The 12,641-nt window shown below is 55.4% G+C and carries 11 protein-coding genes; 2 read left to right on the top strand and 9 right to left on the bottom strand.

What is annotated here, in order from left to right:
- Nucleotides 1–4: 4 nt before the first annotated feature.
- From secD to queA, 4 genes are read right to left on the bottom strand one after another with little or no spacing between them, the layout of a single operon-like run.
- Entirely contained in the window at nucleotides 5–1,852 is a 1,848-nt protein-coding gene (gene secD, locus AC2FAP_RS16415; RefSeq protein WP_014168844.1) for a protein translocase subunit SecD, read from the bottom strand.
- A 27-nt stretch (nucleotides 1,853–1,879) separates the two neighbouring features.
- Nucleotides 1,880–2,212, bottom strand: coding sequence for a preprotein translocase subunit YajC (yajC, locus tag AC2FAP_RS16410; RefSeq protein ID WP_000007630.1), 333 nt, complete (start codon nucleotides 2,210–2,212; stop codon nucleotides 1,880–1,882).
- A gap of 22 nt (nucleotides 2,213–2,234) precedes the next feature.
- Nucleotides 2,235–3,362, bottom strand: coding sequence for a tRNA guanosine(34) transglycosylase Tgt (gene tgt, locus AC2FAP_RS16405; protein ID WP_020885227.1), 1,128 nt, complete (start codon nucleotides 3,360–3,362; stop codon nucleotides 2,235–2,237).
- A gap of 53 nt (nucleotides 3,363–3,415) precedes the next feature.
- On the bottom strand, nucleotides 3,416–4,486 hold the full coding sequence (queA, locus tag AC2FAP_RS16400; RefSeq protein WP_032677507.1) for a tRNA preQ1(34) S-adenosylmethionine ribosyltransferase-isomerase QueA: 1,071 nt from the start codon (nucleotides 4,484–4,486) through the stop codon (nucleotides 3,416–3,418).
- 92 nt (nucleotides 4,487–4,578) lie between these two features.
- Here queA and acpH point away from each other — a divergent pair, with 92 nt between their 5' ends.
- Together acpH and AC2FAP_RS16390 are read left to right on the top strand one after the other, a co-directional pair.
- Nucleotides 4,579–5,160 carry an ACP phosphodiesterase gene (gene acpH, locus AC2FAP_RS16395; RefSeq protein WP_138013545.1) on the top strand — a complete coding sequence of 194 codons (582 nt, stop codon included), beginning with the start codon at nucleotides 4,579–4,581 and terminating at the stop codon, nucleotides 5,158–5,160.
- A gap of 127 nt (nucleotides 5,161–5,287) precedes the next feature.
- Complete coding sequence (locus AC2FAP_RS16390; RefSeq protein ID WP_014168840.1) at nucleotides 5,288–5,890, top strand: peroxiredoxin; 603 nt, start codon at nucleotides 5,288–5,290, stop codon at nucleotides 5,888–5,890.
- Nucleotides 5,891–5,960: 70 nt separating this feature from the next.
- Here AC2FAP_RS16390 and AC2FAP_RS16385 read toward each other — a convergent pair whose 3' ends face one another.
- The 5 genes from AC2FAP_RS16385 to proY all read right to left on the bottom strand — a co-directional run bounded on the left by AC2FAP_RS16385 (nucleotide 5,961) and on the right by proY (nucleotide 12,631).
- The gene (locus AC2FAP_RS16385; RefSeq protein ID WP_410383698.1) at nucleotides 5,961–7,829 is read right to left on the bottom strand and encodes an amidohydrolase; all 1,869 of its coding nucleotides are present in this window, start codon (nucleotides 7,827–7,829) and stop codon (nucleotides 5,961–5,963) included.
- 21 nt (nucleotides 7,830–7,850) lie between these two features.
- Nucleotides 7,851–8,396 (bottom strand): antibiotic biosynthesis monooxygenase, encoded by a 546-nt coding sequence (locus AC2FAP_RS16380; RefSeq protein ID WP_014168838.1) that lies wholly within the window; start codon nucleotides 8,394–8,396, stop codon nucleotides 7,851–7,853.
- Between the two features lie 48 nt (nucleotides 8,397–8,444).
- Nucleotides 8,445–9,086: a hydrolase gene (locus AC2FAP_RS16375; protein WP_020885231.1), complete on the bottom strand. Its 642-nt coding sequence runs from the start codon at nucleotides 9,084–9,086 to the stop codon at nucleotides 8,445–8,447.
- A gap of 200 nt (nucleotides 9,087–9,286) precedes the next feature.
- Entirely contained in the window at nucleotides 9,287–11,104 is a 1,818-nt protein-coding gene (malZ, locus tag AC2FAP_RS16370; protein ID WP_449541494.1) for a maltodextrin glucosidase, read from the bottom strand.
- A 153-nt stretch (nucleotides 11,105–11,257) separates the two neighbouring features.
- Nucleotides 11,258–12,631, bottom strand: coding sequence for a proline-specific permease ProY (gene proY, locus AC2FAP_RS16365; protein ID WP_014168835.1), 1,374 nt, complete (start codon nucleotides 12,629–12,631; stop codon nucleotides 11,258–11,260).
- Nucleotides 12,632–12,641 lie beyond the last annotated feature (10 nt).

Raw genomic sequence — 12,641 nt, 5'->3', positions numbered from 1 at the left:
CTCCTCAGATAGACAGCTTTTTGACGCGCTTGCCGCCATACAGCAGGTTCACGATGGCACGGGTGCCGACAATAGCGGTAAACATTGACGTTGCAACACCGATACCGGTGGTGATCGCAAAGCCTTTGATAGCGCCAGTCCCCACTGCATACAGGATAAGAACCTTAATCAGTGTTGTTACGTTCGCATCGAAGATGGAGCTGAATGCCCCTTTGTAGCCTTCGTCAATCGCCTGCTGAACAGAGCGACCGTTGCTTAACTCTTCTTTGATACGTTCGTTTATCAGTACGTTGGCGTCGACCGCCACCGCAAGGGTTAAGACGATACCGGCAATCCCCGGCATGGTCAGCGTCGCCCCCGGCAGCAGAGACATGATGCCGATAATCAGCACCAGGTTCGCAACCAGTGCGCTTGTCGCAATCAGACCAAACTTCTTATAGAAGAAGATCATGAAGAGGATGGAGACCACCAGACCGGCCAGACACGCTTCCAGACCCTGCTTGATGTTTTGCATCCCCAGCGTTGGACCAATGGTACGTTCTTCAACAATCTGAATCGGTGCAATCAGCGCACCGGCACGCAGCAGCAGCGAAAGCTGACGCGCTTCGTTCGGGTTGTTGATACCGGTGATGCGGAAGCTGTTACCCAGACGAGACTGGATGTTGGCGATGTTAATCACCTCTTCCTCTTTCACCAGCACCGCGCGGCCGTTTGCGTCTTTCTTACCGCTGTCTTTGTACTCCACGAACAGGGTCGCCATCGGTTTACCGATGTTGTCCTTGGTGAAGTTAGACATGATGTTACCACCCGCGCTATCCAGCGAGATGTTAACCTGCGGCTGGTTGTATTCGTCCTGGCTGGATGTGGAGTCGGTGATGTGGTCACCGGTCAGGATCACGCGTTTGTACAGCACAACTGGCTGACCTTCGCGGGTCTGTTTCACTTCCGAATCGCCCGGAATACGGCCAGCGGCGGCAGCGGACTGATCGACGTTGGAGTTAACCAGACGGAATTCCAGCGTGGCAGTTGCCCCCAGAATCTCTTTCGCACGTGCCGTGTCCTGAATCCCCGGGAGTTCCACCACAATACGGTCAGCACCCTGACGCTGTACCAGTGGCTCAGCAACACCCAGCTGGTTTACACGGTTACGCAGAATATTGATGTTCTGCTGAACGGCGTATTCACGGGCTTCTTTCAGGCGAGCATCGGTCATCACCGCGCGCAGCTGGTTGCTGCCCTGAGAGGTGATCACGAGGTCACGGTGACGTTGAGTCAGGTAATCTACAGCCTGATCGCGCGCCGCGCTGTCGCGGAACGTGATGCTCATACCGTAGTTATCTTCTTTACGAACGGTAGTGTAAGCGATGCCTTTTTCGCGCAGATCGCTGCGCAGGCTGTCGATGTTTTGTTCCTGCAGTTTGCCGAGCGCGGTATCCATATCCACTTCCATCAGGAAGTGAACACCGCCACGCAGGTCAAGACCGAGTTTCATTGGCTCTGCATTCAACGCAGCCAGCCAACGCGGGGTTGCAGGAGCAAGGTTAAGCGCCACGACGTATTTATCACCCAGCACGCCCATCAGCACTTCGCGAGCGCGGAGCTGCGTGTCGGTGGTGTCGAAGCGAGCAAGAATTGCGCCCTCTTCCAGAGCCACAGACTTAGCGGTAATTTTTTCTTCTTGTAACGATTTCTGGACCTGGATCAGCGTTTGCTCACTGGCGGCGACACCGCGCGCGCCAGTGATTTGAACAGCCGGATCCTCACCATACAGGTTGGGAAGCGCGTACAGCAGGCCGACGAGAATCACGGCGACCAGCATGATGTACTTCCACAAAGGATAACGGTTTAACACGGCAGTTCCCTTTGGGAAAAGTTGGGATTACAGCGCCTTCATGGTGCCTTTCGGCAGAACGGCAGCTACGAAGTCACGTTTGATAACCACTTCAGTGGTGTCGTTCAGGGCAATAGCAATGTAGCCACTTTCAGCCACTTTGGTTACGCGACCGACCAGACCACCGTTGGTCAGCACTTCATCACCTTTGGCAATGGAGTCCATCAGCTTTTTGTGCTCTTTGGTACGCTTCTGCTGTGGGCGCAGGATCATGAAGTAGAAGATCAGACCGAACACAACCAGCATCAGAATCAGAGACATCGGGCTGCCCTGCGCCGGAGCACCTGTTGCCGCTACCGCATCAGAAATAAAAAAGCTCATTCAAATTCCCTCATTATTAAAATTAATCAACGTTCAAAGGTGGAACGGTTCGACCCTGACGTTGGTAAAAATCGGTCACGAAGCTCTCTAATTTACCCTCTTCAATAGCCTTGCGTAAACCAGCCATTAAGCGCTGATAATAACGAAGATTATGAATGGTATTGAGACGCGCGCCCAAAATCTCATTGCAACGATCAAGATGATGCAGGTACGCGCGAGAATAATTGCGACAGGTGTAGCAATCGCACTCGGAATCGAGCGGGCTGGTGTCACTCTTATGCTTCGCGTTACGGATTTTCACCACGCCATCGGTCACAAACAGATGACCGTTACGCGCGTTGCGGGTTGGCATAACGCAGTCGAACATATCAATGCCGCGGCGCACACCTTCAACCAGGTCCTCAGGTTTACCCACACCCATCAGGTAACGGGGTTTATCTGCCGGGATTTGCGGGCAGACATGTTCCAGAATGCGATGCATGTCTTCCTTCGGTTCACCCACAGCCAAACCGCCGACAGCGTAGCCATCAAAACCTATCTCTACCAGACCTTTAACAGAGATATCGCGTAAATCTTCGTAAACGCTGCCCTGGATAATACCGAACAGCGCATTTTTGTTCTGCAGGGAATCAAAGCGGTCACGGCTACGCTTCGCCCAGCGCAACGACATCTCCATGGAGCGTTTCGCGTAATCCCAGTCGGCCGGGTATGGCGTACATTCGTCGAAGATCATCACGATATCAGAGCCGAGATCGTACTGAATCTCCATAGACTTTTCAGGATCGAGGAAAATCGGATCGCCGTTGATCGGGTTACGGAAGTGTACACCCTGCTCGGTGATCTTACGGATGTCGCCCAGGCTGAAGACCTGGAAACCACCGGAGTCGGTCAGGATCGGGCCTTTCCACTGCATGAAGTCATGCAAATCGCCGTGCAGCTTCATGATCTCCTGGCCAGGACGCAGCCACAGGTGGAAGGTATTGCCGAGGATAATCTGTGCGCCAGTGGCTTCCACTTCTTCCGGCGTCATCCCTTTTACGGTGCCGTAGGTGCCCACAGGCATAAACGCGGGGGTTTCCACCACGCCGCGATCAAACACCAGGCGGCCGCGACGTGCGCGACCATCGGTGGTATCGAGTTCAAATTTCATTTTTTCTCCGACGTCAGAAAAACAGTCCAACGTTGTAAAACGGTGCCGCGGACTTATTCCCCGACACGCTCATTCAAAGCCTGCGGATTGTACGTGATAAACATCGCGTCCCCGTAGCTAAAAAAGCGATATTTTTGTTCTACCGCAGACTTGTACGCCGCCATGGTGTGCTGATAACCCGCAAAAGCGGACACCAGCATAATCAGCGTTGATTCAGGCAGATGGAAGTTGGTTACCAGGGCATCAATCACGTTGTACTGATAGCCCGGGTAGATAAAGATCTGCGTATCGCCAAAGAAAGGCTCAATCAGGTCATTTTTGGCGGCCTGCGCGGCGCTCTCAAGGGAGCGTACCGACGTGGTGCCCACTGCCACAACGCGGTTACCGCGTGCTTTGGCGGCCAGAACGGCATCCACCACCTCTTGCGGCACTTCGGCATATTCGGAGTGCATGATGTGGTCTTCGATGCTGTCCACGCGCACCGGCTGGAACGTACCCGCACCGACATGCAGGGTCACGAAGGCCATCTCGATACCTTTCGCGCGCAATTTTTCCAGCAGCGGTTCATCAAAATGCAGGCCCGCCGTCGGCGCGGCGACCGCGCCAGGTTTCTGGCTATAGACGGTCTGGTACAGCTCGCGGTCAGCCTCTTCGTCCGGGCGCTCGATGTAAGGGGGCAGCGGCATATGGCCGATCGCATTCAGGATGTCGAGCACCGTGCGCTCGTCATTGAACGCCACCTCAAACAGCGCATCGTGACGCGCGGTCATGGTTGCACGGATGCTCTCATCATCGCCAAGCAGCAGCTCTGCACCCGGCTTCGGCGCTTTAGAGGCGCGAATATGTGCCAGAATACGTTTATCATCAAGCATACGTTCGACCAGCACTTCAATCTTGCCGCCGCTGGCTTTACGGCCAAACAGACGCGCCGGGATCACGCGGGTATTGTTAAAGACCAGCAGATCGCCAGGGTTGAGCTTGTCGAGCAAATCGGTGAAAGTACCGTGCGTCAGCTCGCCCGTCGGCCCATCCAGTGACAGCAAACGACAGCTACTGCGCTCAGGCATTGGGTAGTGAGCAATCAGGGATTCAGGTAGTTCAAAGGAGAAATCGGCGACGCGCATGACGTATACTCGTGACTTAAAAACAGGCGGCATAGTCTAGTGCTCACACCCTTTTGCTGCAACAACTAGCCGCCCCTGGACAAATAAAACGCATGAATTTTCTCGCTCACCTGCATCTTGCTCATCTCGCTGACAGCTCTCTTTCCGGCAATCTGCTGGCCGATTTCGTGCGCGGTAATCCCGCCGACGCGTACTCCGCAGAGGTTGTCGACGGGATTTTTATGCATCGCCGTATCGACGTATTGACCGATAACCTGCCGGAAGTCCAGGAAGCCAAAGCGTGGTTCCGCCCTGAAACGCGGCGCGTCGCGCCAATCACGCTCGATGTAATGTGGGACCATTTCCTCTCGCGGCACTGGGAAACACTCTCTCCCGAGATGCCCCTTAACGCGTTCGTGCGTTATGCCCACCAGCAGGTGTCCATTATTTTGCCGGACTCGCCGCCGCGCTTTGTGAATCTGAATAACTATCTCTGGTCAGAACGCTGGCTTGAGCGCTATCGCGAGATGGACTTTATACAGAATGTGTTAAACGGGATGGCGAGTCGCCGACCGCGACTCGACGCGCTGCGCGACTCCTGGCATGACCTGGACACCCACTACGAGGCGCTGGAGACGCGGTTCTGGCAGTTCTATCCGCGTATGATGACCCAGGCGAAAAACAAACAGCTATAACAGAAATGCCATTGATAGGTGAAAGCTTGCTGAACGATTGTTAGCGCCTCTTTGTCTTATCAATGAACACTCTCTATACTTGGCGGCGTTGCGTTCCAAATAACCTTAGTATCTACAGGAGAATCACATGGTTCTGGTAACTCGTCCGGCTCCGGATTTTACAGCTGCAGCAGTTCTGGGCAACGGTGAAATCGTTGAAAACTTCAACTTCAAACAGCACACCAACGGTAAAGCGACCGTTCTGTTCTTCTGGCCAATGGACTTCACTTTCGTTTGCCCGTCTGAGCTGATCGCATTCGACAAACGTTACGAAGAATTCCAGAAGCGTGGCGTAGAAGTTGTAGGCGTCTCCTTCGACTCTGAATTTGTACACAACGCATGGCGTAACACCCCTGTCGACAAAGGCGGCATCGGTGCGGTGAAATACGCAATGGTTGCGGACATCAAACGCGAAATCCAGCAGGCTTACGGTATCGAGCATCCGGACGCTGGCGTTGCACTGCGCGGTTCTTTCCTGATCGACGCAAACGGCATCGTTCGTCACCAGGTTGTTAACGATCTGCCACTGGGTCGTAACATCGACGAAATGCTGCGCATGGTTGACGCGCTGCAGTTCCACGAAGAGCACGGTGAAGTGTGCCCGGCTCAGTGGGAAAAAGGTAAAGAAGGTATGAACGCGTCTCCGGACGGCGTTGCTAAATACCTGTCTGAGAACGTATCCAGCCTGTAATCGGCACGGTTTACGGAAAAGGCCCGCATCTGCGGGCCTTTTTGTTTTGTACGATCTCGCTATTCACACGTTAAAACGCGAAGCACGAACACCCCAGCACGCCCCAGAATGCCTGGTCATCAGATACCGGGATATCCGATTGCCGCGCAATGCCGTGCGCATGGCCATGCACTCCGCAGCTACCAATGCACTGGTGCATCTGCACCACCGCCCCCACTTTACTGGCTGCAGGCGGCGCAGAGCGGTAATGCCCCGGGACTTTCACGACCGGTGACCACGCCGGCACAACCGGGATCGGCGGCGGTGACAGCGGACTGAAATGACCGGCGGCATACACGACCTTGCCATCCACAACGGTCAGCACCGATTCAATGCCCTTGATCTCCTCTTCCGTCACGCTGAAGTAATCTTTCGACAGCACCACCAGGTCCGCAAGCTGCCCTTCAACCAGACGGCCTTTTTTACCCTGCTCGCTGGAAAACCACGCGCTGCCTGCGGTCCACAGCTCCAGCGCTACCTCACGCGGCAGGCGGTTATTGTCGTCATACATCGCCAGGCCGCCGACGGTTCGCCCGGAGACCAGCCAGTAGAGCGCCGTCCACGGGTTATAGCTCGCCACACGGGTTGCGTCAGTACCTAACCCAACCGGCACGTCCAGCTCCAGCATTTTCGCCACCGGTGGCGTGTGTTTCACCGCCTCTTTGCCGTAGCGGTCGACGAAATATTCGCCCTGGAACGCCATACGGTGCTGCACCGCAATACCGCCCCCCAACGCTTTGACGCGCTCGATATTACGTTCGGTAATGGTCTCCGCATGGTCAAAGAACCAGTGCAGGCCGTTAAACGGAATCTCACGGTTCACCTTCTCAAAGACATCCAGCATCCGGCTGATGGATTCGTCATAGGTGGCATGCAGCCGGAACGGCCAGCGGTTTTCCACCAGGTGGCGCACCACGCGTTCCAGCTCGTCTTCCATCCCTTGCGGCAGCTCCGGGCGCGGCTGGAGGAAATCTTCAAAATCCGCCGCCGAGAAGACCAGCATCTCTCCTGCCCCGTTCGCACGATAAAAGTCTGTGCCCTGCCCCGGTTTGAGCATATCGGTCCAGCGCTCAAAATCCTCCAGCTCCTGTTTAGGGCGCTGGGTGAAGAGGTTGTAGGCAATACGCACCGTCATCTGCTCTTTGGCGTGCAGTTCGGCAATCACCTCGTAATCTTCCGGGTAGTTCTGGAAGCCGCCGCCGGCATCAATGGCGCTGGTCAGCCCCAGACGGTTAAGCTCACGCATAAACTGGCGCGTGGAGTTAACCTGCTGCTCAATGGGGAGTTTCGGTCCTTTTGCCAGCGTGGCGTAGAGGATCATCGCGTTAGGTTTAGCGATCAGCAGCCCGGTCGGGTTGCCGTGGTTATCACGCACAATCTCCCCGCCCGGCGGGTTTGGCGTCTCTTTGGTGTAGCCGACAGCTTTCAACGCGGCTCGGTTAAGCAGGGCGCGATCGTAGAGGTGCAGGACAAACACCGGCGTATCCGGTGCCGCCTCGTTAAGCTCTTCGATGGTCGGCATCCGGCGTTCGGCGAACTGAAACTCACTCCAGCCGCCCACCACCCGAACCCACTGAGGTGAAGGTGTACGATCGGCCTGATCTTTCAACATCCTTAGCGCATCCGCCAGCGACGGTACGCCTTCCCAGCGCAGCTCGAGGTTGTAGTTCAGCCCGCCGCGGATCAGGTGCAGGTGCGAATCGTTAAGCCCGGGGATCACCGTACTTCCCTTCAGATCGACAATCTGCGTTCCCTGCGTCGCATAGCTCATAATGCGATCGTGGTTGCCCGTAGCCAGGATCTTGCCGTTAGCAATAGCCACCGCTTCCGTGAGCGGGTTTTCGCGATCGAGAGTATGGATCTTACCTTTGGTTAAGATCAGTGTGGCAGTTTGAGACATAACGTACTCCTTTCAGCCGAATCAGGCTTTTTTGAGCCATCCGGCAAACAGACGGGTCACGATGGGCATCCACAACCAGACCACCAGCGCGACCACACAGGCATCGTTAATCAGATGCAACAACAACGTACCTTTCAGGCCAGGAAGCAACGCACCGGTGACCAGCGGCACCAGGTTGGTACTGGGAAAGATAACCAGCAGGGTAATGAGAAACTGTTTCCACTGTTTAGGCTTACGCACATGAGGCTCCGGTGGGGTAAACCAGAACGCCGCCTCGGTACGCACTTCGGTTTTATCGCCTTCCGCCAGCAGCGGTTCAATCTCTTTTACCAGCGCATTACGGGTATCGGACTGGGTCCATGCAGAAAGGTGTTCGAGGGTGTCGAAACGGATTATCACCGTCCACAGATGTTGTCCGTCGGTCGGGCGGATGACGTTCGCGCCAAGATGCCCCGGAAATTCCGCCGCGATGGGCATGATCTTACCCAGCCACTGTTCGTATCGCTCAGCCTGACCCGGCAGCAAGGTGTGGGTGATCACCAGCGTGACATGCGATGTGTGCGCCATAATAGTTTCCTGGTCATTAATGGGCGGGAGAACCCCGCCCTGAAAGGTTTACGCTTTGCGTTCTGGCGCGCCGTGAACGAGGGTGTAGGCATAGTCAACGCCCATGCCATAAGCGCCGCTGTGCTCACGGACCAGGTCCATGACCGCGTCGTAAGTGCCTTTGCGAGACCAGTCGCGCTGATACTCAAGCAGCACCTGCTGCCAGGTCACAGGAACCGCGCCCGCTTGAACCATACGGTCAATCGCACGTTCATGGGCATCTACGGAGGTACCGCCGGAAGTATCGGTCACTACATAAACTTCAAACCCTTCATCCAGAGCCATCAGCGCCGGGAAGGTCAGGCAAACTTCGGTCCACAGGGCTGAGATGATAAGTTTCTTGCGGCCCGTTGCTTTCACTGCCGCAACAAACGCATCGTCTTCCCAGGAGTTCATAGAGGTACGTTCAATCGGTTTAACCTCCGGGTGAACCGCCAGCAGTTCTGGCCAGATGTATCCGCTAAAGCTTTTTGTTTCGACAGAGGTGTAGATAACCGGAACATCAAAAATTTTGCCTGCTTTTGCCAGAGCCACCGTATTATTCTTTAATAACTGACGGTCAATATTTGCCACGCCAAAAGACATTTGCGGTTGGTGATCGATAAAAATCAGTACGGAATTGGACGGGTCAATCAGTTCACGAATAGACATAAAAGTACCTTTTAATCAATGTGTTAAAAGCCAACGTTTTGGTGTGCTATATGAGAAAGGGCCCTGACTGATAAAGCAATTTGAGTATAGCGAGAATTGATTGAGCGGATAGTAAAGATATTTGTCCCCTCTGTTGAAATTAACCGAACAACTTAGGGGAATTTTCAGCAACCGGGAAATAAACCGGTTGCTGATGACGATTAATTTCCGAACCAGACGGAGGCGGAAATGGCCGGTAAGGAGAGAATGCCTTCCTGAATCGTGCCTTTACCCTCTTTGCGTTGCCACGCCTTCACGTGCAGCAACGGAGAGTCATCCAGCACCACTTCACAGGCTTCTCCGCGGTTGATGGCGACCAGCACGCGTTGCTGGTTGTAGACGCGGGCAAACACCACCACGCTATCGTGGGCATACACCACCTGACAGCCACCGTAACGCAGCGCCTGGTTCTGTTTACGAAGCTTAGCCAGACGCTGGTACAGGCTGAGCAGCGCCTTGTCCTGCTTCGCCGGATCCCAGGGGAAGGTTTTGCGGCAGAAGGGATCGTTGTTCCCCTCCAGCCCCACCTCATCACCGTAGTAAATGCACGGCACGCCTGGCCAGGTGAAGAGCCAGGTAACGGCCAGCGGCAGGCGTGCCACATCCTTGCCAAGCAGGGATTTAAAACGTGCGGTATCGTGGCTGTCCAGCTGGTTAAACATCCGCAACTGCTGCTGATGCGACAGGCTGGCGCGGTAGTTATCCATCCATGCCATACAGGTTTCGGCGTCGATATGCTGCGGATCGTAAGAGATATCGGTGTTCGCCAGAAATCCCCATAGCGGGAAGGTAAAACCGCGGTAGTTCATGGCCGAATCTTCTGCATCGGCTTGCAGCCACTGGCGTGCATCGCCAAAATGCTCGCCAAAGACAAAGGCCTCCGGCTGCGCGGCTTTCGCTGAGCGGGTAATACCTGCAACGTGCTGAAGGTTATTACGCGCACCGCCCGCTTCACCCAGCATATGCACCACGTCAAGACGCCAGCCGTCCATGTTCCATGGTGCCTTAAGCCAGTGGCGGACAACGCTGTCTTCACCGCCATAGATTTCGTTGACCAGAGAAGGAGACTGGAAATCCAGCTTCGGCAGGCTTGGGTAGCCCAGCCAGTCCAGCGCGTAGCCCTCTTCATTAAAGCTGTACCAGTCACGCTGCGGCGAATCCGGGTTATGGCATGCCCCCCTCATCGACTGGTTATGACGGTCAAACCACGCGTGCGAATCCCCGCTGTGGTTGAACACGCCGTCCAGAATCAGGCGCATCCCTTCGTTTTTAGTGTTCTGTCGCAGGCGCAGCAGCGCGGCATCGCCGCCAAACTGCTCATCAACATGACGATAATCTTCGGTGTCGTATTTATGCACGCTCGGGGCTTTAAACACCGGGTTAAGGTACAGCGCCGTCACGCCCAGTTTTTTCAGGTACGGGAGTTTTTCGCTGATCCCGTCGAGATCGCCGCCGTAAAACGTCGAGCCACCCGCCTGCGCGGTCAGCGGTTCATCCCATGCTTTGAGGATAATGTCGTGACCTGCTGCGTGGTGGTAATAAACCTTATCCTGGTCGGCCGTGCGCTTTTCGCTGCGGGCAAAGCGGTCCGGGAAAATCTGGTAAAACACCTGATCGTTAACCCATTGCGGGCCATTGTCCGGGTAATCGACGGCAAACTGCTCCAGCCGGGCCGGCGGAAAACGGCTAAACCCCTGCGGGGTAAACCACAGCTGGCGGTTATTCCACAGCAGTTTAAAACTGTAGCGACGACGCGGCTGTCCACGGGTTAAATCGATGTTTGCCCGCCACGCCGTGATCCCGGGCTGCGGCTGGCTGCGCTGCTTATGCATTTTCAGCGCGGTCTCTTCGTTATCAATTTCGGCGCGTAGCGTCACGCGTTCAGGCTGATTTTCCCCCGCCAGCCAGAGCGTAATCACAAGGTTGTCTTTGTTTTGCTTAACAAATGGGGCAACCGGAAGGTGCCAGGCGTTTAACATCACGAATCCCCTTTGATGAAATTGACGTCACCTTGCCACAGGGTGGTTAAGGTTAGCTCATCATGACGAGGTTTATTGAGGGAGGAGGACGGGGGAGGAGGCATCAGCGTGAGCGGATGCCTCCTTCCAGTCCCTCTGCGGGGAGAGGGACGATTACTGTGCCTGCGCCAGCTGACGGTCGCGGCGGCATTTGAACATCCAGCCCAGCAGCAGCAGGACGATCCACGCACAGCCCACGTAAAGGGAGATACGGGTATCCGGATGATAGCCAATCAGGGCGATGATAAAGACCAGGAAGACCAGACCGACAGCGGTTGTCACCACCCCACCCGGCACTTTGAACTTCAGCGCTTTCGCCTCTTCCGGTGACAGACGGCGACGGAACGCAATCTGTGACAACAGGATCATGATCCACACCCACACGGTCGCGAAGGTCGCCAGCGACGCAATCACCAGGAACACATTCTCCGGCATGATGTAGTTCAGGTAGACCGACAGCAGCAGGGCTACGGTCATCACCATTACCGTCACCCACGGCGTGCCGCGACGAGAGGTTTTGGCAAACACCTTAGGCGCACTGCCCTGCTCCGCCATTCCGTGCAGCATGCGGCCCACGCCAAAGACGTCACTGTTGATTGCCGAAAGCGAGGCGGTCAGCACCACAAAGTTCAGGATGCTGGCGGCAAACGCGATGCCCATATGCTGGAAGGTCAGCACAAACGGGCTGCCGTTAGTGCCCACCTGGTTCCACGGGTAGATGGACATAATGACGAACAGCGTCCCCACATAGAACACCAGAATACGCATTGGCACTGAGTTGATGGCGCGCGGAATGGATTTCTCCGGGTCTTTCGCTTCCCCGGCGGTAATGCCGATAATCTCGATCCCGCCGTAGGCAAACATGACCATCTGCAGCGACATCACCATGCCGAGCCAGCCGTTGCTGAAGAAGCCGCCGTTGCTCCAGAGGTTATGAATCCCCGTTGGCTGACCGCCGTTGCCGATACCCCAGATGATGATCCCGAAGCCCGCGATAATCATGATGATAATGGTGGCAACTTTGAAGAAGGAGAACCAGAACTCCAGTTCACCAAACACCTTCACGCTCATCAGGTTGACGGCACAGATGATCAGCACCACGCTCAGCACCCAGATCCAGTGCGGAACCGCGGGGAACCAGACGCCCATGTAGATGCCAAAGGCGGTAACGTCGGCAATGGCCACAATCAGAATTTCGAAGCAGTAGGTCCATCCGGTGATGAAGCCCGCCAGCGGGCCTAAGTTTTCCTGCGCATAGCGCGAGAACGAACTGGCAGACGGATTGTGAACCGACATCTCCCCGAGGGCGCGCATGATAATATACGCGGCCACGCCACCGATGATGTAGGCCAGCAGAACGCTGGGACCGGCCATTTTAATGGCATCTGCCGAGCCATAAAAAAGACCGGTACCGATAGCGGATCCCAGCGCCATAAAGCGAATGTGGCGGGTGCTGAGTCCACGTTTGAGTTTGTTAGTGCTTTCCATTTAAATCTTG

Source organism: Enterobacter cloacae complex sp. 394I7 (assembly GCF_057320345.1).
Note: the sequence above shows the minus strand (reverse complement) of the source record. Positions and strands in the feature narration are given on the sequence as shown.

Excerpts from the sequence above, each read along its gene's own strand:
- AC2FAP_RS16380 (WP_014168838.1), bottom strand. The coding sequence starts at position 8,396 with ATGGCGCACACATCGCATGTCACGCTGGTGATCACCCACACCTTGCTG.
- acpH (WP_138013545.1), top strand. The coding sequence starts at position 4,579 with ATGAATTTTCTCGCTCACCTGCATCTTGCTCATCTCGCTGACAGCTCT.
- proY (WP_014168835.1), bottom strand. The coding sequence starts at position 12,631 with ATGGAAAGCACTAACAAACTCAAACGTGGACTCAGCACCCGCCACATT.
- malZ (WP_449541494.1), bottom strand. The coding sequence starts at position 11,104 with ATGTTAAACGCCTGGCACCTTCCGGTTGCCCCATTTGTTAAGCAAAAC.
- AC2FAP_RS16385 (WP_410383698.1), bottom strand. The coding sequence starts at position 7,829 with ATGTCTCAAACTGCCACACTGATCTTAACCAAAGGTAAGATCCATACT.
- queA (WP_032677507.1), bottom strand. The coding sequence starts at position 4,486 with ATGCGCGTCGCCGATTTCTCCTTTGAACTACCTGAATCCCTGATTGCT.
- yajC (WP_000007630.1), bottom strand. The coding sequence starts at position 2,212 with ATGAGCTTTTTTATTTCTGATGCGGTAGCGGCAACAGGTGCTCCGGCG.
- AC2FAP_RS16375 (WP_020885231.1), bottom strand. The coding sequence starts at position 9,086 with ATGTCTATTCGTGAACTGATTGACCCGTCCAATTCCGTACTGATTTTT.
- AC2FAP_RS16390 (WP_014168840.1), top strand. The coding sequence starts at position 5,288 with ATGGTTCTGGTAACTCGTCCGGCTCCGGATTTTACAGCTGCAGCAGTT.
- tgt (WP_020885227.1), bottom strand. The coding sequence starts at position 3,362 with ATGAAATTTGAACTCGATACCACCGATGGTCGCGCACGTCGCGGCCGC.